Origin of the sequence: Paracoccus sanguinis (genome assembly GCF_900106665.1) — a bacterium.
Taxonomy (GTDB): Bacteria; Pseudomonadota; Alphaproteobacteria; order Rhodobacterales; family Rhodobacteraceae; genus Paracoccus; species Paracoccus panacisoli.
This window is the reverse complement of sequence record NZ_FNNA01000001.1, coordinates 426,149-445,567: the sequence shown is the minus strand read 5'-3', so window position 1 is coordinate 445,567 and position 19,419 is coordinate 426,149. Positions and strand designations below refer to the sequence as shown.

17 protein-coding genes are annotated in these 19,419 nt (G+C 72.5%); 11 read left to right on the top strand and 6 right to left on the bottom strand.

Features of this window, described 5'->3' with window-relative positions:
* Nucleotides 1-26 precede the first annotated feature (26 nt).
* A complete protein-coding gene (gene ubiB, locus BLW17_RS02220) occupies nt 27-1,556 on the bottom strand; it encodes a 2-polyprenylphenol 6-hydroxylase (RefSeq protein ID WP_036731200.1) in 1,530 nt (509 codons plus the stop codon).
* 133 nt (nt 1,557-1,689) lie between these two features.
* A complete protein-coding gene (gene ubiE, locus BLW17_RS02215; RefSeq protein WP_052176176.1) occupies nt 1,690-2,502 on the bottom strand; it encodes a bifunctional demethylmenaquinone methyltransferase/2-methoxy-6-polyprenyl-1,4-benzoquinol methylase UbiE in 813 nt (270 codons plus the stop codon).
* A 78-nt stretch (nt 2,503-2,580) separates the two neighbouring features.
* Here ubiE and mutM point away from each other — a divergent pair, with 78 nt between their 5' ends.
* The 6 genes from mutM (at nt 2,581) to recF (ending at nt 8,960) form a co-directional block, all read left to right on the top strand.
* Nucleotides 2,581-3,426, top strand: a complete 846-nt coding sequence (gene mutM / locus BLW17_RS02210) for a bifunctional DNA-formamidopyrimidine glycosylase/DNA-(apurinic or apyrimidinic site) lyase (RefSeq protein ID WP_036731202.1) — start codon at nt 2,581-2,583, stop codon at nt 3,424-3,426.
* A gap of 91 nt (nt 3,427-3,517) precedes the next feature.
* Nucleotides 3,518-4,294: an enoyl-CoA hydratase gene (locus tag BLW17_RS02205; protein WP_036731204.1), complete on the top strand. Its 777-nt coding sequence runs from the start codon at nt 3,518-3,520 to the stop codon at nt 4,292-4,294.
* 203 nt (nt 4,295-4,497) lie between these two features.
* Nucleotides 4,498-4,767 carry a 30S ribosomal protein S20 gene (rpsT, locus tag BLW17_RS02200; protein ID WP_036705905.1) on the top strand — a complete coding sequence of 90 codons (270 nt, stop codon included), beginning with the start codon at nt 4,498-4,500 and terminating at the stop codon, nt 4,765-4,767.
* Nucleotides 4,768-5,295: 528 nt separating this feature from the next.
* On the top strand, nt 5,296-6,681 hold the full coding sequence (gene dnaA / locus BLW17_RS02195) for a chromosomal replication initiator protein DnaA (protein ID WP_052176177.1): 1,386 nt from the start codon (nt 5,296-5,298) through the stop codon (nt 6,679-6,681).
* An 84-nt stretch (nt 6,682-6,765) separates the two neighbouring features.
* Entirely contained in the window at nt 6,766-7,884 is a 1,119-nt protein-coding gene (gene dnaN / locus BLW17_RS02190) for a DNA polymerase III subunit beta (protein ID WP_036700858.1), read from the top strand.
* Complete coding sequence (recF, locus tag BLW17_RS02185) at nt 7,881-8,960, top strand: DNA replication/repair protein RecF (protein ID WP_036731206.1); 1,080 nt, start codon at nt 7,881-7,883, stop codon at nt 8,958-8,960. Before dnaN ends, recF begins: the two co-directional genes overlap by 4 nt.
* 16 nt (nt 8,961-8,976) lie before the next feature.
* Here recF and BLW17_RS02180 read toward each other — a convergent pair whose 3' ends face one another.
* Nucleotides 8,977-10,755 (bottom strand): adenine deaminase, encoded by a 1,779-nt coding sequence (locus BLW17_RS02180; RefSeq protein ID WP_036731209.1) that lies wholly within the window; start codon nt 10,753-10,755, stop codon nt 8,977-8,979.
* A 59-nt stretch (nt 10,756-10,814) separates the two neighbouring features.
* Here BLW17_RS02180 and recO point away from each other — a divergent pair, with 59 nt between their 5' ends.
* Nucleotides 10,815-11,531, top strand: a complete 717-nt coding sequence (gene recO / locus BLW17_RS02175) for a DNA repair protein RecO (protein ID WP_036731211.1) — start codon at nt 10,815-10,817, stop codon at nt 11,529-11,531.
* Between the two features lie 57 nt (nt 11,532-11,588).
* Here recO and BLW17_RS02170 read toward each other — a convergent pair whose 3' ends face one another.
* Together BLW17_RS02170 and BLW17_RS02165 are read right to left on the bottom strand one after the other, a co-directional pair.
* Nucleotides 11,589-12,014 (bottom strand): META domain-containing protein, encoded by a 426-nt coding sequence (locus tag BLW17_RS02170; protein ID WP_036731214.1) that lies wholly within the window; start codon nt 12,012-12,014, stop codon nt 11,589-11,591.
* A 274-nt stretch (nt 12,015-12,288) separates the two neighbouring features.
* Nucleotides 12,289-13,923: an acyl-CoA dehydrogenase family protein gene (locus tag BLW17_RS02165; RefSeq protein ID WP_036731216.1), complete on the bottom strand. Its 1,635-nt coding sequence runs from the start codon at nt 13,921-13,923 to the stop codon at nt 12,289-12,291.
* A gap of 169 nt (nt 13,924-14,092) precedes the next feature.
* Here BLW17_RS02165 and BLW17_RS02160 point away from each other — a divergent pair, with 169 nt between their 5' ends.
* The 4 genes from BLW17_RS02160 to BLW17_RS18015 are packed head-to-tail and all read left to right on the top strand — an operon-like array spanning nt 14,093 to nt 16,926.
* Complete coding sequence (locus BLW17_RS02160) at nt 14,093-14,854, top strand: sulfite exporter TauE/SafE family protein (RefSeq protein ID WP_036700870.1); 762 nt, start codon at nt 14,093-14,095, stop codon at nt 14,852-14,854.
* A gap of 13 nt (nt 14,855-14,867) precedes the next feature.
* Complete coding sequence (dapE, locus tag BLW17_RS02155; RefSeq protein ID WP_036731218.1) at nt 14,868-16,013, top strand: succinyl-diaminopimelate desuccinylase; 1,146 nt, start codon at nt 14,868-14,870, stop codon at nt 16,011-16,013.
* Nucleotides 16,010-16,426, top strand: coding sequence for a GNAT family N-acetyltransferase (locus tag BLW17_RS02150; protein ID WP_036731221.1), 417 nt, complete (start codon nt 16,010-16,012; stop codon nt 16,424-16,426). Before dapE ends, BLW17_RS02150 begins: the two co-directional genes overlap by 4 nt.
* Complete coding sequence (locus BLW17_RS18015; protein WP_156116105.1) at nt 16,423-16,926, top strand: hypothetical protein; 504 nt, start codon at nt 16,423-16,425, stop codon at nt 16,924-16,926. The genes BLW17_RS02150 and BLW17_RS18015 overlap by 4 nt, the downstream gene beginning before the upstream one ends.
* A 60-nt stretch (nt 16,927-16,986) precedes the next feature.
* Here BLW17_RS18015 and BLW17_RS18010 read toward each other — a convergent pair whose 3' ends face one another.
* Nucleotides 16,987-19,293, bottom strand: coding sequence for an OmpA family protein (locus BLW17_RS18010; RefSeq protein WP_036731223.1), 2,307 nt, complete (start codon nt 19,291-19,293; stop codon nt 16,987-16,989).
* Nucleotides 19,294-19,419: the final 126 nt, after the last annotated feature.

Sequence of the window (19,419 nt, the reverse complement as noted above, 5' to 3'; positions counted from 1 at the left end):
AGAGAACGCGCGCGCCAGTCCCGGCGCTACCCCAGCGCCAGCCCGACCAGCACACCCAGCCCAAGCAATACGACTGCCCAGACCGCCTCGCCCGGGCGGGAGCGCTCGACAACCACCGCGGGGGGGGCGGGGCGAGACAGGCGGTCGATCTGGCGGTCCACGAGTTCCGGCAGCAGCGGCCCGTGCCGCCCCAGCGCCTGCAGCGCCCGCAGGCCGTCGCGGGCCGCCGCGCGGGGGCCGAGGTTGTCGCGGATGTAGCGCTCGACCACCGGGCGAGCCGCCGCCCACATGTTGATCTGCGGATCGAGGCTTCGAGCGACGCCCTCCACCACCACCATCGTGCGCTGCAGCAGGATCAGCTCGGTGCGCGTCGCCATCCCGAACCGCTCGGTGACCTCGAAGAGATACGCGAGCAGGTTCGCCATCGAGATGCGCGAAGCGTCCGCGCCGAAGATTGGCTCGCCGACCGAGCGCAGTGCGCGCGCGAACTGGGCCATGTCGCGGTCGGGGGGGACGTAGCCGGCCTCGAAATGCACCCGCGCGACGCGGTGATAATCACGCTGGATGAAGCCGTAGATGATCTCGGCATAGACCCGGCGGGTGTATTCGTCGATCTCGCCCATGATCCCGAAATCGAAGGCCACGATGTCGCCGTTCGGCGCCACCCGCAGGTTCCCCTGATGCATGTCGGCGTGAAAGAACCCGTCGCGCAGCGCGTGGTTCAGGAACAGTTGGATCAGCCGCTCGGCCAGGGCATGGCGGTCGTGGCCGGCGGCGGCGATGGCGTCGACCTCGGCCATCGGGATGCCGTCGGCCCAGTCGCTGGTCATCACCCGCCGCGCGCTCAGCGTCCAGTGCGGCAGCGGCACCGACAGCCCCGCGTCGCCGCGCGTGTTCTCGGCGAACTCCGAGGCCGAAGCGGCCTCGAGCCGCAGGTCCAGCTCGCCCAACACCACCGATTCGAAATGCGCCACCACGTCGCGGGGCCTCAGCCGGCGGCTGCCGGGCGACAGCCGCTCGATCATCCCCGCGGCGAGGTGGAAGGCGTCGATGTCGCGCCGGAAGGCCGCCTCGATCCCCGGGCGCAGCACCTTGACCGCGACCCGCGCCCCGTCGTCGGCGCGCCGCGCCTCGTGGACCTGGGCGATCGAGGCCGCCGCGACCGGTTCGGAAAACGCGCTGAACAGCGTCTCGACCGGCGCGCCCAGCTCGGACTGGACCAGCGCGCGGGCCTCGGCGGTCGGGAAGGGCGGCAGACGGTCCTGCAGCATCCTGAGCTGCTCGGCCATGCCGGTCCCGACCACGTCGGGGCGGGTCGAGAGGATCTGCCCAAACTTGATGTAGGCCGGCCCCAGCGCCGTGATCGCGCGGGTCACCGGGGGCAGGGCGGGGTCGCCCGCATAGCCGAGCCAGGCGAAGGGCCAGCCCATGATCCGCGCGGCGGCCCGCACCCGCGGCGGCGCGCTGAGCGCGTCGAGCGCCGCGCCCATCGCGCCGGTGCGCTGGAAGGTGGCGCCGGTGCGGATCAGCCGCCAGATGTTGTGGGGCCCGCGCATCAGCCGCGGCCCCGTGCCCGCAGGCCCCGCGCCCGGCAGCCGCCTCGGGCTGGACGCAAATATCCTCCGGGGGTGCGGGGGTGGAAAACCCCCGCTCGGCCGTGGTCCGGGGCGCCCCCGGCCGGCACGGCGCTCACAGCTTCCACCCCGAATGCAGCGCCGCGATCCCCATCGAGAGGTTGCGATAGGCGACCTGCCCGAAGCCTGCGTCGCGGATCATCTGGGCAAAGCGCTCCTGATCCGGGAACCGGCGGATCGACTCGACGAGATACTGATAGGAGTCGCGGTCGCTCGCCACCAGCTGCCCCAGCGGCGGGATCACGTTGAAGGAGTAGCGGTCATAGGCCCATTGCAGCGCCGGCACCGGCAGCTGGCTGAACTCGAGCACCATCAGCCGCCCGCCGGGCCGCAGCACCCGGTAGGCCTCGGCCAGCGCCGCCTCGATCCGGGTGACGTTGCGGATGCCGAAGCTGATCGTGTAGCGGTCGAAGCCCGCATCCGCGAAGGGCAGCGCCATCGCGTCGCCCGTGACCCAGGCCAGCCGGTCGGCCAGGCGGCCCGCCTCGGCGCGCTTGCGCCCCTCGACCAGCATCGATTCGGTCATGTCGCAGACGGTTACCCGTGCCCCCGGCGCGCGGTCGAGAAACCGGAACGCGATGTCGCCGGTCCCGCCGGCCACGTCGAGCAGCGCCTGCCCGTCGCGGGGCGCGAGCCAGTCCATCATCGCCTGCTTCCACAGCCGGTGGACGCCGACGCTCATCAGGTCGTTCATCACGTCGTATTTCGAGGCGACGCGCGAGAACACCCCGTGAACGAGCCCCGCCTTGTCGCCCTCGGGGACGTCGCGGAAGCCGAAATGGGTCTGCCGCGCGCGCGCGTCGTCCGCCCCGTCGCCGGAGGGAGGCGTCGCGGGCGCGGCGGATTGTGTCGGGCGGTCGTCGGTCATAGCTCTCGGTCCATGCGGCGGGGCGCGAAGGGCGCGGCCCTGCGGGTCGGGCGGCACCATGCAGCGGATGGGGGGGAAATGCCAGAACTGCCAGAGGTGGAAACCGTCCGGCGCGGCCTCGCGCCGCATCTGACCGGCCAGCGCATCGCGCGGGTCGAGCAGCGCCGCCCCGACCTGCGCTGGAAGATGCCCGAGGATCTGGTGCAGGTGCTGACCGGGGCGCGGGTGACCGATCTGCGCCGGCGCTCGAAGTACCTGCTGGCCGATCTCGACCGGGGGCCGAGCCTGCTCGTCCACCTCGGGATGTCGGGGCGGGTGCGGGTCGAGGGCGCGGCGCTCGGCAGCTTTCACTACGACCCGGCGATCCTGCCCCAGCACGACCACCTGATCCTGACGACCGAAGCCGGGGTGACCGTCACGCTGAACGACGCCCGGCGGTTCGGCGCGGTCGATCTCGTGAGGCCGGGCGAGGCACATCCGCTGCTGGCCAGCCTCGGCCCCGAGCCGCTCTCCGACGATTTCACCCCGGCGGTGCTCGCGGCGGCGTTCCGGGGCCGGCGGATGCCGGTCAAGGCGGCGCTTCTCGACCAGCGGATCGTCGCGGGGCTGGGCAACATCTATGTGTGCGAGGCGCTGTTCCGGGCCGGCATCCACCCGCTCAGGGCCGCGGGCCGGATCGGCCCGGCGCGGCTTGTGGCCCTGCACGCGGCCATCCGCGCGGTGCTGGTCGAGGCGATCGCCGCCGGCGGGTCGAGCCTGCGCGACCACCGGCAGGCGTCGGGTGAGCTGGGGTATTTCCAGCACAGCTTCCGCGTCTATGACCGCGAGGGGCAGCCGTGCGCGCGGCCGGGCTGCGCGGGCACGGTGCGGCGGATCGTCCAGTCCGGGCGCTCGACCTGGTACTGCCCCACCTGCCAGCACTGACCCCCGCCATCGCCGCGCCCCGCGCCGCCCACTTCCCCCCTTGCCCGGGCTTTGCTAGCACCGGCTCAAGCACAGCAAGGGGGGAACCCGCATGGCCTACCAGACCATCCTCGTCGAGATCGCCGACCGTGTCGCGCTGGTCCGGCTGAACCGTCCCGAGGCGCTCAACGCGCTCAACGCCCCGCTCATCGGTGAGCTGGCGGCGGCGCTGACGGCCGCGGACGCCGATCCGGCCGTGCGCTGCATCGTGCTGACCGGCAGCGAAAAGGCCTTTGCCGCCGGCGCCGACATCAAGGAGATGGCCGACAAGTCCTATGTGGACGTGCTGATGGGCGACCTCTTCGGGGGCGAGATCGACCAGATCAACCGCATCCGCAAGCCGATCATCGCCGCCGTCTCGGGCTATGCGCTGGGCGGGGGATGCGAGCTCGCCATGATGTGCGACTTCATCATCGCCTCCGAGACCGCCAAGTTTGGCCAGCCCGAGATCAACCTCGGCGTCATCGCCGGGATCGGCGGCACCCAGCGCCTGACCCGCTTCGTCGGCAAGTCGAAGGCGATGGACATGAACCTGACCGGCCGCTTCATGGACGCGGCCGAGGCCGAGCGCTCGGGACTGGTCAGCCGCGTGGTGCCCGCCGACAAGCTGATGGACGAGGCGATGGGCGCGGCCCGCAAGATTGCCGCCAAGTCCGCCATCGCCACCCAGGTCGCCAAGGAGACGGTGAACCGCGCCTTCGAGACGACCCTGCGCGAGGGGCTTCTGTTCGAGCGCCGGGCCTTCCACGCGCTCTTCGCCACCGAGGACCAGGCCGAGGGGATGAGCGCCTTCGCCGAAAAGCGCGAGGCGCAGTTCCGCGACCGCTGAGGCCGGGGCCGGGCCGGGCAGGGCGGGGGGCGATTCGGGCTTCCCTTGGCGGGGCGTCTCGTCTATAGGCGCCCCCTGACATGCGCGTGGGCCCGCTTAAGGCATGAACCATGACCGCCTGTCCCTTCGGGGACCGGGCGGCAGGTCGCGGTTTGCGCGATGACGACGAGATTTGAACGCAACAGACCCGAAAGCTGATCCTCATGGCCAACACGCCCCAGTCCAAGAAACGCGCCCGCCAGACCGAACGCCGCACCGCCGTGAACAAGGCGCGCCGCTCGCGCATCCGCACCTTCATCCGCAAGGTCGAGGAAGCGATCGCCGGCGGCGACGCGAAGGTCGCGGCCGAGGCGCTGACCGCGGCCCAGCCCGAGCTGATGCGCGGCGTGACCAAGGGCGTGATCCACAAGAACACCGCCTCGCGCAAGATCTCGCGCCTGGCGTCGCGGGTGAAAGCCCTTTCGCAGGCCTGATCCGGCGCCGCCGCGGCGCCCCTCGGGCCGCCCGGCATCGCCCGCCGCACAGGGGCGCGGACCGCATCCGGCGGCCGCGCCCTTTCGCATCCGCAGCATCGCCCGTTCGGGCAAGCTGCTGTATTTTATGTGTATTATGCCTACTGCGGCATAGTGGCAGATTCGCCCCACAAAGGTGCTGTCAAGTTCATAGTTCGGTTGCGGGGCCGTCGCGCTTGGCGCTAGCGTCTCGGAAGCGATTCACGTCGTGACAGGGAAGAACCGTCCGGGAGAGGCCAGCTGCCGCCGCCCCGCCCGGACGCAGCGCGCGGCCCGAAGCCTGCCCAACGCAGGGTTTCGCGGCGCCGCGGCTGTCCGCGCCGGCTGCCACCGGCCGCGGACGACCCGGGACAGATCGGTCGGGGCCCCCGGGCCTCTGTCGCCGCTTGATTGCGGCGGACGTCCGATCTGTTGCCGTTTCCTGTCATGGCGCTGTTGCACTGGCCCGCCGGCGTTCCCGGCGGGGATGGGGACACGAGGGACGGACGAATGGACAAGCTGTGGGCGGGGGCGCGGCCCGAACTCGAGGCGCAGGTCGGGGCCAACAACTACATGACCTGGCTGGCCCCGCTGAGCCTGCGGGCCATCGATTCCGGTGCAGCCGACATCGTCTGCCCGACCCGGTTCCTCTCGGACTGGGTGTCGCGCCACTATGCTCGCCCGATCGTCGAGGCGCTTGTCCGGCAGGGTGCCCCGGTCGAACGCGTGACCTTCACCGTCGCCGCCGCCCCCGCCCCCGCGCGCCGCGCCGCGCCGGCGGCCAACGCCGCGCCCGCCGCTGCAACGGCCCCCGCTGCCGCGCCCGTCCGCGCCCGCGGCCCGCTGCGCGAGGACGAGATGTCGGCGCCGCTCGACACCCGTTTCACCTTCGACAACTTCGTCGTCGGCAAGCCGAACGAGCTCGCCCACGCCGCCGCCCGCCGGGTGGCCGAGGGCGGCCCCGTGACCTTCAACCCGCTGTTCCTCTATGGCGGCGTCGGGCTCGGCAAGACCCACCTCATGCACGCCATCGCCGCCGAGCGCCGGGTCCGCGACGAGGGCGCGCGCATCCTCTATCTCTCGGCCGAGCAATTCATGTACCGCTTCGTCCAGGCGCTGCGCGAGCGCACCGTCATGGACTTCAAGGAACTGTTCCGCACCGTCGACGTGCTGATGGTCGATGACGTCCAGTTCATCGCCGGCAAGGACTCGACGCAGGAAGAATTCTTCCACACGTTCAACGCGCTGGTCGATCAGGGCAAGCAGATCGTCATCTCGGCCGACCGCGCGCCGGGCGAGATCAAGGATCTTGAGGAGCGGATCAAGTCGCGCCTCTCCTGCGGGCTGATCGTCGATCTGCACCCCACCGACTACGAGCTGCGGCTGTCGATCCTGCAATCCAAGACCGAGCAGTTCCGCCAGACCTACCCCGGCCTCGTGCTCGGGAACGGCGTGCTCGAGTTCCTCGCCCACCGCATCACCTCGAACGTGCGGGTGCTCGAGGGCGCGCTGCAGCGGCTCTTCGCCTTCGCCAGCCTGATGGGGCGCGAGATCGACCTCGACATGACGCAGGAGTGTCTCGCCGACATCCTGCGCGCCTCGGACCGCAAGGTCTCGGTCGAGGAGATCCAGCGCAAGGTGGCCGAGCACTACAACATCCGCCTGTCGGACCTCGTGGGGCCCAAGCGGGTCCGCACGCTGGCCCGGCCGCGGCAGATCGCCATGTATCTGGCCAAGCAGATGACCTCGCGTTCGCTGCCCGAGATCGGGCGGCGCTTCGGCGGCCGCGACCACACCACGATCATGCACGGCGTGCGCAAGATCGAGGAATTGCGCGGCGAGGACCGCAGCCTCAGCGAGGACATCGACCTGCTGCGCCGCGCGCTCGAGGCGTAAGCGGCGGCTTGACCCCACCCGAACGATGACGAAACTGTGCGCGCGGCGGCGGGCCGCGCACCTGACAGCCAAAGGGCCAAAGCCATGAAGTTCTCGATCGAAAAGGCGGCGCTGGGCAAGGCTGTCGCGCAGGCCCAGTCGGTCGTGGAACGCCGCAACACCATCCCGATCCTCGCCAACGTGCTGATCGAGACGACGGCCGACGGCGTGAGCTTCCGCGCCACCGACCTCGACACCGAGGTGGTGGACCGCGCCCCGGCGATGGTCGAGCGTCCCGGCGCCACCACCGTCAGCGCCGCGCTGCTGAACGAGATCGCCCGCAAGCTGCCCGACGGGGCGCTGGTCCAGATCGCCGCGGATGCCGCCACGAACCGGCTGACCGTGCAGGCCGGGCGCTCGAACTTTTCGCTCGCCACGCTGCCGCGCGAGGATTTCCCGGCGATGGCCTCAACCGAATACGCCGCCAATTTCGCCGCCCCCGCGGCGGTGCTGCGCCGGCTCTTCGACAAGTCGCGCTTTGCAATCTCGACCGAAGAGACACGCTATTACCTCAACGGCGTCTATATGCACGTGGCCGAGGGCGAGGGCGGCCCCAGCCTGCGCTGCGTGGCGACCGACGGGCACCGGCTGGCGCGCGTCGATGCGCCGCTGCCCGAGGGCGCGGCCGAGATGCCGGGCGTGATCGTCCCGCGCAAGACCGTGGCCGAGCTGAAGAAGCTGCTCGACGACGACGAGACCGAGATCGCCGTGTCGGTGGGCGAGACCAAGGTGCGCTTCGCCACGCCCACCATCACGCTCACCTCGAAGGTCATCGACGGCACGTTCCCCGACTACACCCGCGTCATCCCGCGCGCCAACGCCCGCCGGCTCGAGGTCGACGCCGCCGATTTCGCCCGCGCCGTGGACCGGGTGGCCACCGTCAGCAGCGAACGCTCGCGCGCCGTCAAGCTGGCGCTTGACGAGGACCGGCTGGTTCTGTCGGTGAACGCCCCCGACGCGGGCGCGGCCGACGAGGAGCTGGCGGTCGCCTATGCCGACGAGCCGCTCGAGATCGGCTTCAACGCCAAGTATCTGCAGGAAATCGCCGCGCAGATCGACCGCGAGAACGCGGTGTTCCTGTTCAACGGCTCGGGCGATGCGGCGCTGATCCGCGAGGGCGGCGACGATTCGGCCGTCTATGTCGTCATGCCGATGCGCGTGTGACGCTGACGCAGCTTTCGCTGGCGCAGTTCCGGTCCTGGCCGCGGCTCGACCTCGGCTTCGACGACCGGCCGCTGGCGATCTTCGGCCCGAACGGGGCCGGCAAGACCAACATCCTCGAGGCGCTGTCGATGCTGTCGCCGGGCCGCGGGTTGCGCGGCGCGGCACCCGCCGAGCAGGCGCGGCAGGGCGTCGGCGCGGGCTGGCGCATCCGCGCGGTGATCGACGGCCGCCCGGTCGAGACGGGCGCCGCCCCGGGTGAGCCGCGCAGCACCCGCATCGACGACAAGGCCGAGCCGCAGCTCGCGCTCGGCGCGCTGACCCGGATGATCTGGCTGACGCCGGCGATGGACCGGCTGTGGACCGACACGCCCGAGGGGCGGCGGCGGTTTCTCGACCGGCTGACGCTGAGCTTTCTGCCCGGTCATGCGGGCGTGGCGCTGGCCTATGAGAAGGCGATGCGCGACCGCAACCGGCTGTTTCGGGACGAGATCCGCGACCCCGGCTGGTTCCGCGCGCTCGAGGCGCAGATGGCCGAGGCGGGCGCGGCGCTGACCCTGAACCGCCTCGCCGCGCTCGACCGGATCGCCGCGGCGCAGGCGGGGGCGGCGACGAGTTTTCCGGCCGCCCGCCTCGCGCTGCTGCCGGGCGAGGGCTTCGCCGACGACACCGACCCGGCCCGCATCGCCGAGCGCCTCGCCCACCAGCGTCCGCGCGAGGCCGCCGCGGGGCGCACGCTCAGCGGCCCGCACCGCGCCGATCTCGGTGCGTGGTGGGGACCGTCCGACCAACCCGCGGGCCTAAGTTCCACGGGCGAGCAGAAGGCGCTGCTGCTTTCGCTGATCCTCGCCAACGCCCGCGCGCTCGTCGCCGAGCGCCCGGTGCTGCTGCTCGACGAGGTCGCGGCGCATCTCGACGCCGACCGCCGCGCGGCGCTTTATGACGAGATCGCGGCGCTGCCGGCGCAGGCGGTGCTGACCGGCACCGGGCACGAGCTCTTCGACGCCTTCGGCCCCCGCGCGCGCCGCCTCGCGGTGGCCCGCGACGGGGATGGCTCGACGGCCAGCGAACTGGACTGACATCCCGCCCGCGGGCTCAGCCCGCGACCACCTCGGTCAGGGCGAAGCGGGTCACGTCCACCAGCCCGAGGTCCGAGATCCTGAGCTCGGGGATCACCACCAGCGCCAGCAGGACGTGCTGCATGATGGCGTTGTTCATCGTGCAGCCGCAGGCGCGGATGGCGGCGTTGACCGCCTCGGCGGCGGCGGCGACCTCGGCGGCGGGGGCGTCCGAGATGAGGCCGGCGATGGGTAGCGCGACATGGGCGAGCTCGGCCCCGTCGCGGAAGACGGTGATGCCGCCCTGCAACGCGCCCAGCCGTGCCACCGCGGCGGCCATGTTCTCGGCGCAGGTGCCGACCACGATCATGTGGTGGCTGTCATGCGCGATGGTCGAGGCGACGGCGACCCGGCCCTGATAGCCGAAGCCCGAGACGAACCCGTTGACCACCCCGCCGGTGCCCCTGTGCCGCTCGACCAGCGCGATGCGGGCCGCCTCGCCCTCGGGCACCACGAAGCCGTCCTCCACCGGCAGATCAGCGGTCAGTGCCCGGGTCGGCGCCTGGTTCTCGACCACCCCGATCACCCGCACCGTGGCGCGAGTGCCGGTGGCCGGGACGGTGAAATCCTCGGCCGCGAGCCGCCGGCCGAGATGCACCGACCCGCGCGCCGCGGCGGGCCAGTCGATGCGCGGGCAGTCGACCGTCAGCCGCCCCGCTTCGGCCACCACGCGGCCCTGCGCCACCACCAGCTCGATCGGCAGCGCGGTCAAGTCCGAGGTCAGGATCACATCCGCCCGCCGCCCCGGCGTCAGGCTGCCCAGTTCGCGCGCCATGCCGAAGTGCCGCGCGGTGTTGAGCGTGGCGAGGCGGATCGCCACCAGCGGGTCGCAGCCGCAGGCGATGGCGTGGCGCACCACCCGGTCCATGTGCCCGTCGTGGACCAGCGTGCCCGCGTGGCAATCGTCGGTGCAGAGCATGAAGCCCGCGGGGTCCATCCCGCGCACGGTGATCGCGGTGATCTGGGCCGCCACGTCATGCCAGGCCGAGCCGTAGCGCAGCATCGCCCCCATCCCCTGCCGGACGCGGGCGATGGCCTGCGCCTCGGCGGTCGTCTCGTGGTCGTCCTCGGCCCCGCCCGCGGCGTAGGCGGCGAAGGGCCGGCCGAGGTCGGGCGAGGCATAGTGCCCGCCGACCGTCTTGCCCGCGGCGCGGGTGGCCGCGATCTCCTCGAGCATCGCGGGATCGCCCGCCGCCACGGCGGGAAAGTTCATCATCTCTCCCAGGCCCACGATCCCCTCCCACCCCATCGCCTGGGCGACCTCGCCGGCCGAGATGGGGTGCCCCGTCGTCTCGAGCCCCGGCGCCGAGGGCGCGCAGGAGGGCATCTGCGTCAGCATGGTGATCGGCTGAATCAGGCTCTCGTCCCGCATCAGCCGCACGCCGTCGAGGCCCATGACGTTGGCGATCTCGTGCGGGTCGTGAAACAGCGCCGTGGTGCCGTGCGGGATCACCGCCTCGGCGAAGCGCGCGGGCGTCAGCATCCCCGATTCGATGTGCATGTGCGCGTCGATCAGCCCGGGGATCATGTAGCGGCCGGCCGCCTCGATCACCTGCGTCGCGGGGCCGATGTTGGCCGAGGCATCCGTCACCACGCAGGCGATCCGCCCGTCCGCGATGGCGATGTCGTGCCCCGGCAGCGCCTCGCCCGAGTGGACCGCGACCCAGATGCCGCCGCGGATCACCATGTCGGCGGGGGCGCGGCCGGCGGCCACCTCGACCAGCCGCGGCTGCGCCTCGATCCACGTCTTGAGCATCACGTCCCCCTGTTCGCCGCCCCGAGATTGCGGCAGCGTGGCGGCGAAAGGAAGGCGCGATGGAATGGGCAGGCGAGGCGACCGTCATCGCGCGGCGACGGCACGGCGAGCACGCGGCCATCGTCACCATGCTGACGCGCGAGGCGGGGTTGCTGCGCGGCCTCGTGCCGGGGGGCGGGTCGGTCAAGCGGGCGGCGATGCTGCAGCCCGGCAACCGGGTCGCGCTGCGCTGGCGGGCGCGGCTCGACGACCAGCTGGGCAGCCTGATCGCCGAACCGGCGCGCGCCCGGTCCGGGCTGATGGCCGACGCGGGTGCGCTCGCCGGGCTCAACGCGGTGGCGGCGCTGGTCGGCTGGGCCCTGCCCGAGCGCGACCCCCACCCGCGGCTGACGGACGCGACCGAGGCGCTGCTGGACCTTATGGACGTGGGCGGCGACTGGGCCGCACAGTATCTGGGGTGGGAGCTGTCGCTGCTCGACGAGCTGGGCTTCGGCCTCGCGCTCGACCGCTGCGCGGTGACGGGGGCGCGCGACGGGCTCGCCTATGTCTCGCCGCGGACCGGGCACGCGGTGACGGCGGACGGCGCGGGGGCGTGGGCCGACCGGCTGATGCCGCTGCCGGCGCTGCTGGGCGGCACGGGCCCTGCGGGGCGCGAGGGGCTGGCCGCGGGGCTGGCGCTCAGCGGGCATTTCCTCGCCCGCATGGCCGAGGCCCATGTTGGCCGCCCGCTGCCCGCCGCGCGGGGGCGGCTGGTGCAGCGCCTCACCAGCCCCTGAACGCGAAAAGGCCGCCCCCGCGCCGGGACGGCCTTCCCCCTTGCCGTGAAACCGGCCTCAGTTCCCCGAGCGCTCGGCGGTGATCCAGCCCAGCGGGCTCTTGATCTTCAGCACGCCGCCTTCCCACACGGCCTCGTTGGCTTGGGTGATGGCGTTGATGAACCGCCCCTCGAAGCCCTTGTGGCCGCAGGGGTTGTCGGTCCAGTTCATCGTCGCGACCTGGATCGCGGGCAGCGTCGCGGCGTTCACCCCGGTGAAGGTGTTGCACGGGCCGTTGCCGGAGAACGCGTTCTTGGTCAGGCGGATGGTGGCGCTGCGGGTCGGCACGGCCTCTTTGCCGAAGCCGACGACGGTGTAGGTGCCGAAGGGGATGCCCCCCTCGAAGCCCATGCCCTCGGTGCCCGGGGCAGGGGCGGCGGGGCCGCAGGCGGCCAGCGCGGCGAGGGCGAGCGCAGAGGCCGAGAGGCAGACAAGACGTTTCATCGTGATAAATTCCTCAGGGGCAGCGTGATGAGGTGGATCGTGACGCCCTGCCACCCGCAGGCCCGAAAGTCCATGCACAGCCGCGTCAGATCGGCCGTCGTGCCACAGTGCCGTGCCATTCGCGCAACGCCGGATCGCGCCGGCTGCCCGGCGCGCCGCGGGCGACCGGCGCCGGGGGGTATTTGGGCCAGAAAGAAGCGGCCAACCGGGTCGCGGGGCCGACATCTTTCTGGCTCAGATACCGGGCGGGCCTGCCGGGCGGGCCGCCGTCAGTTCAGCCCAGCAGCCGCCGCGCGATCACCTGCGCCTGGATCTCGGCCGCGCCCTCGAAAATGTTGAGGATGCGCGCGTCGCAGAGCACCCGGCTGATCGCGTATTCCAGCGCGAAGCCGTTGCCGCCGTGGATCTGCAGCGCGTTGTCCGCCGCCGCCCAGGCGACGCGGGCGCCCAAGAGCTTGGCCATCCCCGCCTCGAGGTCGCAGCGCTTGTCGTGGTCCTTCTGCCACGCCGAGTGGTAGGTCAGCTGCCGCGCGATCATGATCTCGACCGCGGTCAGCGCCAGCTTGTCGGCCACCCGCGGGAAGGCAATCAGCGCCTTGCCGAACTGCTTGCGGTCCAGCGCATACTGCATCCCCAGCTCAAGCGCCGACTGCGCCACGCCGATCGCGCGCGCCGCGGTCTGGATGCGGGCCGATTCAAACGTCTGCATGAGCTGCTTGAACCCCTGGCCCGGCTGTCCGCCCAGCAGGTTGTCGGCCGCGACCTTGAAGCCGTCGAAGCCGAGCTCGTATTCCTTCATGCCGCGGTAGCCGAGCACCTCGATCTCGCCGCCGGTCATGCCGGGGGTGGGGAAGGGGGCCTCGTCCGTGCCGGGGGTCTTTTCGGCGAGGAACATCGACAGCCCGCGCCAGTCGGTCGTCTCGGGGTCGGTGCGGGCGAGCAGCGTCATGACGTGGGTGCGGGCGGCGTGGGTGATCCAGGTCTTGTTGCCGGTGACCTGCCACCCGTCCTCGGTGCGCACCGCGCGGGTGCGCAGGCTGCCGAGGTCCGAGCCGGTGTTGGGCTCGGTGAACACCGCCGTGGGCAGGATCTCGCCCGAGGCGAGCGCCGGCAGCCATTTCGCCTTCTGCTCTTCGGTGCCACCGACGAGAATCAGCTCGGCCGCGATCTCGGACCGGGTGCCGAGCGAGCCGACCCCGATATAGCCGCGCGACAGCTCTTCGCTGACCACCACCATGCTGGCCTTGGAAAGGCCGAGCCCGCCGAACTCCTCGGGGATGGTCAGGCCGAACACGCCCAGCTCGGCCAGCTCGGCGATGATCTCCATCGGGATCAGCTCGTCCCTGAGGTGCCAGCCGTGGGCCTCGGGGATCACCCGCTCGTCGGCGTAGCGGCGGAACTGGTCGCGGATCATCTCGAGGTCTTCGTCGAGCCCGGTAGCACCGAAGGTCGCGCGGCCGTGGTTCTCCTGCATCAACGCGACGAGGCGGGCGCGGGCGGCGGGGGTGTTGCCCGCCATCGCGGCGCGGGCCGCGTCCGAGGGCTGCCAGTCCACGCCGAGGTCCGAGAGCCGGGCGAACTCGGTCTGGCTCATCGGGATGCCGCCGGCGATCTGGGTCAGGTATTCGCCGAACGCGATGGTCAGGATCAGCCCCTCGATCTCGCCGAAGCCGTCGCCCAGCCGCTCGGCCCAGGCCGACATCTGGCGCAGCGCCTCGACATAGGTCGCGAGCCACGACAGCGCGTGGGCCGCGTGCTGTTCGACCTCGAGCGCCTCGGAGTCGATCTTGCCGCCGCCGACGCGTTCGCGCAGCGCGGCGGTGGCACGGGCCTGCAGGGCCTCGATCTCGGGCAGCAGGGCGGCGGCGCTGGCCTGGGTCAGGGCGGGGACGGACGCGGTGTCGAGCATGGGCGATTCCCTTCGGGCAGGCGGGCTGTGAGATTGCCCGACCTCTAGAACCTTCGCAGGCGCAGCGCAACGATGCTGCGCTGCAACGTAGCGGCGCGCAGCATTGTTGCGTCGCCCGCACGAACGCTGGCCCCTTGCCGCCGCCCCGGCGCAGGCTAAGGTCGCGCCCATGTTCGGGCTCGACCCTCACCTGCTGCTGCTCGCGGTGGCCGTCACCTTCGTCGCGGGCTTCGTCAAGGGCGCCATCGGCTTTGCCATGCCGATGATCATGATGTCGGCCTTCGGCTCGTTCCTGCCGGCGCCCACCGCGCTCGCGCTGCTGATCGTGCCGACGCTGATGACCAACATCCAGCAGGCGACGCGCCAGGGCCTGCGCGCGGCGTGGGAGAGCGCGGGCCACGTGCGCTGGCACATCGCCATGGTGGTGCTGTTCATCTTCGTCTCGGCGCCTTTCGCCCGGGTCCTGCCGGCCTGGGCCATGTATCTGGCCCTCGGGGCGCCGATCACGGGTTTCGCGCTCTGGCAGCTTTCGGGCCGCCCGCTGGCGCTGCCGATCCACCGCCGGCGACGGGCCGAGATCGTCAGCGGCATCATCGGCGGGCTCTACGGCGGGATCTCGGGCATCTGGGGGCCGCCGCTGATCGTCTATCTGCTCTCCATCGGGGCGCCGAAGCTGGAACAGATCCGCGTGCAGGGGGTGGTGTTCCTGATCGGCGCGGTGGCGCTGACGGTCGCGCATCTCGGTTCGGGCGTGCTCAACGCCCAGACCCTGCCGCTCTCGGCGCTGATGGCGGTGCCGGCCTTCGTGGGGATGCGGCTGGGCTTTGCCTTGCAGGACCGCATGGACGTGGTGCAGTTTCGGCGCTGGACACTGATCCTGCTGGTGCTGACGGGCCTGAACCTCGTGCGCCGCGCCCTCACGATGGACTGAAAGGCCGCCCCCCATGAGCACCGACGCCGCCGAGTTGACCGCCCGCCTGATCCGCTGCCCCTCGGTCACGCCCGAAGAGGGGGGCGCGCTGGTCCTGCTCGAGGGGCTTCTGACCGACGCGGGGTTCGAGACCCGCCGGGTGGACCGCAACGGCACCCCGAACCTCTTCGCCCGCTGGGGCGCCAGGGGGGCGGCGCGCAGCTTCGGGTTCAACGGCCACACGGACGTGGTGCCGCCCGGCGACCCGGCGAGCTGGACCCATCCGCCCTTCTCGGGGGTCGAGGTCGACGGCGTGATCTGGGGCCGCGGCGCGACCGACATGAAGTCCGGGGTCGCGGCCTTCGTCGCCGCGGCGATGGATTTCGTCCGCGAGACCCCGCCCGCCGACGGCGCGGTGATCCTGACCATCACCGGCGACGAAGAGGGGGTGTCGCGCGACGGCACCATCGCGCTCGTGGACTGGATGGAGGCCGAGGGCGAGCGCATGGACGCCTGCATCGTCGGCGAGCCGTCGAACCCCGAGGTCATGGGCGAGATGATCAAGATCGGCCGCCGCGGCAGCCTGACCGCGACCTTCACCGCGACCGGCAAGCAGGGCCACGCCGCCTATCCGCACCGCGCCCTGAACCCGCTGCACGCGCTGGTGCGGCTGCTCGCGGGGCTGACGGCCGCGCCGCTGGACGAGGGGACGGCGCATTTCGACCCCTCGGGGTTGCAGGTCACCACCATCGACTGCGGCAACCCGGCCTCGAACGTGATCCCGGAAAAGGCTACGGCGGTGGTCAACATCCGCTTCAACGACCGCCACTCGGGCGACAGCCTGACCGCGATGCTGCGCGAGCGCGCCGCCGCCGTCGAGGCCGAGACGGGGGTGCGCTTCGGGGTCGACGTGGCGGTCTCGGGCGAGAGCTTCCTGACCGAGCCGGGCCCCTTCGTGAGCCTCGTGCGCGAGGTCGTGGCCGAGGCGACGGGGGTGACCCCGGTGCTGTCCACCACCGGCGGCACCTCGGACGCGCGGTTCATCAAGGACCACTGCCCGGTGCTCGAGTTCGGGCTGGTCGGCAGTTTCATGCACCAGGTGGACGAGCGCGTCCCGGCCGCGCAGGTGCGCCAGCTCAAGGACATCTATCAGGCGATCCTCGCGCGGTATTTCGCATGATCGTCGCGGTGACCGAGGATTTCGACACCTGCATGGCCATCCGCCAGCGGGTCTTCGTCGAGGAACAGAACGTCCCGCCCGAGCTGGAGCACGACGAGTACGACGCGACCGCCGTGCATCTGCTGGCCCGCGATGCCGAGGGGCGCGCGGTCGGCACCGCGCGGCTGCTGATCGACGGGGCGGCCGCCAAGATCGGCCGGGTCGCGGTGCTGGCCGAGGCGCGCGGCACGGGTGCGGGGCTGGCGCTGATGCGGGCGGCGCTCGCCGAGCTGCGCCACCGCGGGGTGGCCGAGGCGCGGCTCGGGTCGCAGACCCACGCGATCGCCTTCTACGAAAAGTTCGGGTTTGCCGCCGAGGGGCCGGAGTATGACGACGCCGGCATCCCGCACCGCGACATGACGCTCAGGCTGTGAGCGGGGGGCTGATCCGCCCCGAACTCGCCGCCCGGCTGCGGCCCTGGCGCGAGGTGCTGGCCGCCGTCGCGGTGGGCCTCGGCGGGGCGTGGATCGCGTCGTGGGGCGGGCTGTTCTTCCAGCCGCTTGGCCTCGCCATCCTCGCCGTGGCCGCGGTCTGGGGCGTCGGCGCGTGCCGGCGGATGCGCTTTCGGGCCGAGATCGCCGCCCCCGGCCTCGTCGAGGTCGAGGAGGGCGCGGTGCGCTATTTCGGCGCAAGGCTGCTCGGCGGCGAGGTGCCGCTGCGCGAGCTGGCCGAGATCCGGCTGCTCAGGCTGAACGGCCACCCGCACTGGCGGCTCAGGACCCGCGACGGCGAGGCGCTGCTGATCCCGGTCGAGGCGGCCGGGGCGGCGGCGCTGGCCGATGCCTTCGAGACGTTGCCGGGCTTCGACCTTGGCGCGGCTGCGGCGGCGCTGGCGGGACGCGAGACGGTTACCACGGTCTGGCGGCGGCGCTGAGGCCCGCGCACGCAAAAGGGGCCGCGGTCATCCCGCGGCCCCCCATTTCATCTCGGCCGGTCAGTTCCGGGCCAGCAGGTCGGTGATCCGGCGCACCGCGGCGCGGCGGTTGGCCCGCACGTCGCCCTCGCGCGCGACCTTGAGGAACTGCTCGCCGTAGCCCTGTACCACCATGTTCTCCGGCGGGACGCGGAAGAACTCGGTCAGCGCCAGCGCCACCGACTCCGCCCGCCGGTCCGACAGCGCGAGGTTCATGGCGTCGGCGCCCACCGTGTCGGTGTGGCCTTCGATCAGGAACATCTCGCCGGGGTTCTGGCGGATCTGCTCGGCGATGACGCGGCCAAGGCTCGCCAGCGCCTGCGCCTGGTCAGGTTTGATCGCCGCTGAGCCGGTGTCGAAGGTGATCGCCTGGATGTCCACCGGCGCGACCAGCGCCCGTACCTCGGGGATGTTGCGGATCTGGCCCAGGGTGAAGCTGCGGTCCACCGTCGTCTCGCGCCGCAGCGCCTCGCGCAGCGCCTCGTCCGAGACGGTCTGGCCGGGCATCACGATGATCGGCTCGGCCGGGCGGGGGAGGCTCGCGATGTCCACCGGCTGCACCGCCTGCGTCTCGTCGATCAGCGCGGTGGTGGTGCCGTCGGGGTGGACCACGGTGCGGCGCAGCACCCGCAGGTCGGCGTCGCGGATGGTGACGACCTGGCTGCCATCCTCGCGCGTGACGATGGTGCGCGACGAGCCGTCCGCGAACTCCTCGGTCTGCACGGTCGAGCCGGGGCGCAGCATCAGGGCGTTGTCGTCCTTGATCACCTCCTGGCTGCCGTCGGCGCGGGTCACGACCACGCGGTCGCCGGTGTTGAGCGCCACCTCGCGGTTGTTCGAGAGGACCGAGCCGACCGCCATCCCCGCCAGCGCCGGCAGGACGATGTTCTTGAGCGCGCTCTCGAGGTCGCTGTCGCGGTCGCCCGACGCGGTCTGCGCGGGGGCGGGGGTCGTGGTCGCGCCTTCGGGCGCAGGCGTCACCACCGGCTGGCCGCCCGCGGCGGCGGCAGCGGCCGCCGCGGCGACCGCGTCACGTGCGGCGCCGCGCAGGTCGGTCGAGAAATCCTCGGTGGCGGCACGGCTCGTGGCTTCGGTCACCGTGGTCTTGTCGGTGGTCACGACCGGGGCCGCGCTCTCGGCCAGCGCCGCGACGGCGGGCGCCTCGGCGGCGGCAGCGGCCTCGCGCGCCGCGTCGGTTTCCTTGGCGGTCGCCTCGGGGATCGCCTTGGCGGCGGCGAGCGCCTCGGCCAGCGCATCCTGCTCGGCGGCCGACGGCGCCGGGGCGGCCGGGGTGGCCGACGCCTGCGCCTCGGGGACCGCCGGGGTCACGACCGGGGCGGCGCCGGCGCTGGGCGGGGTGGCCGGCGTGGCGGCGGCCTGCGGGGCCGGGGTGACGACCGGGGCTGCGCTCGGGGCCGCGGGGGCCGGGGCGGCCGAGACGGTCTCGGCCGGGGTCGCGGGCGGCGCGGCCGGGGTCACGACGGGCGCGGCCGTCGCCGCCTCGGCCGGGGTCGCCGGGGCGGGCGGCGTGGCCGCCGCTTCGGCCGAGGCGGCACGCTCGGCCAGCGCCCGGGCCAGTTCGTCGTCCGAGGGCGCCGCCTCGGCCTTGGCTGCGTCGCGCGCCTCGGCGGCTGCATCCTTCGCGGCGTCCTTCGCCGCCTTGGCCTCATCCTTCGCCGCCTTGGCGACGTCCTTGGCCTCGTCCTTCGCGGCCTTGATCTCGTCCTTCGCAGCCTCCTTGGCGTCCTTGGCGGCGTCCTTCGCCGCGTCGGCCGCCTCCTTGGCGGCGGCGCGCGCGGCCTCGCCCACGGCGTCAGGCTCGGCCGCCGGTTCGGCGGCCGGGGCCTCGGCGGCCGGCGCCTCTGCCACGGGTTCGGCCGGCACCACCACCGGCGCCTCGACCGGGGCCGCAGCCGCGGTCACCACCGGCTCGGCGGCCGGTGCGGCTGCCAGCGGCTTGCCGTAGATCTTGCTGCCCTCGACCGGGACCAGCTCGCCATCCTTCACCCGCATCGTCTGCTGCGGGGCGGGGGCGAGGATGAAGCTGCCGTCCTCGACCAGCTGCACCGCGATCCCCTCGGGCGTGAACTGCGGCGCTGCCTCGGGGCAGGGCTTGGGCGCATTCATCACGCAGACCAGCTTGTCGGCGGTCAGCCCGTCGCCGATCTCCTCGTCCAGCATCCGGGCCAGCTCGGGCATGTTGGCCGCGCGCTCGGCGCCCACCCGCGCCGCATCTGCGGCGCTGAGCGTCTGCGCCGAGGCGAGCGCGGGCAGGGTCAGCCCCAGCCCCAGGGCGATGGCGGTCGTGTCACGAAAGATCCGGCGCATGGCGTTTCCTTGTCTCGGGCGCCGCGTCGGGCGCAAGGCTGCGTGCTCGTGCCCGCAACGCGGGCGATGTGCGCATCAAACCTCATTCCCGCGAGGACGTTCCCCGAAATTGTCGTGAACGGCCGG

Coding starts and splice junctions, on each gene's coding strand:
- BLW17_RS02180 (WP_036731209.1), bottom strand. CDS start 10,755: ATGCTCAAGACGTGGATCGAGGCGCAGCCGCGGCTGGTCGAGGTGGCC.
- dnaN (WP_036700858.1), top strand. CDS start 6,766: ATGAAGTTCTCGATCGAAAAGGCGGCGCTGGGCAAGGCTGTCGCGCAG.
- BLW17_RS02160 (WP_036700870.1), top strand. CDS start 14,093: ATGTTCGGGCTCGACCCTCACCTGCTGCTGCTCGCGGTGGCCGTCACC.
- BLW17_RS02150 (WP_036731221.1), top strand. CDS start 16,010: ATGATCGTCGCGGTGACCGAGGATTTCGACACCTGCATGGCCATCCGC.
- recO (WP_036731211.1), top strand. CDS start 10,815: ATGGAATGGGCAGGCGAGGCGACCGTCATCGCGCGGCGACGGCACGGC.
- ubiE (WP_052176176.1), bottom strand. CDS start 2,502: ATGACCGACGACCGCCCGACACAATCCGCCGCGCCCGCGACGCCTCCC.
- BLW17_RS02170 (WP_036731214.1), bottom strand. CDS start 12,014: ATGAAACGTCTTGTCTGCCTCTCGGCCTCTGCGCTCGCCCTCGCCGCG.
- dnaA (WP_052176177.1), top strand. CDS start 5,296: ATGGACAAGCTGTGGGCGGGGGCGCGGCCCGAACTCGAGGCGCAGGTC.
- ubiB (WP_036731200.1), bottom strand. CDS start 1,556: ATGCGCGGGCCCCACAACATCTGGCGGCTGATCCGCACCGGCGCCACC.
- dapE (WP_036731218.1), top strand. CDS start 14,868: ATGAGCACCGACGCCGCCGAGTTGACCGCCCGCCTGATCCGCTGCCCC.
- BLW17_RS02165 (WP_036731216.1), bottom strand. CDS start 13,923: ATGCTCGACACCGCGTCCGTCCCCGCCCTGACCCAGGCCAGCGCCGCC.
- BLW17_RS18010 (WP_036731223.1), bottom strand. CDS start 19,293: ATGCGCCGGATCTTTCGTGACACGACCGCCATCGCCCTGGGGCTGGGG.
- mutM (WP_036731202.1), top strand. CDS start 2,581: ATGCCAGAACTGCCAGAGGTGGAAACCGTCCGGCGCGGCCTCGCGCCG.
- rpsT (WP_036705905.1), top strand. CDS start 4,498: ATGGCCAACACGCCCCAGTCCAAGAAACGCGCCCGCCAGACCGAACGC.
- BLW17_RS02205 (WP_036731204.1), top strand. CDS start 3,518: ATGGCCTACCAGACCATCCTCGTCGAGATCGCCGACCGTGTCGCGCTG.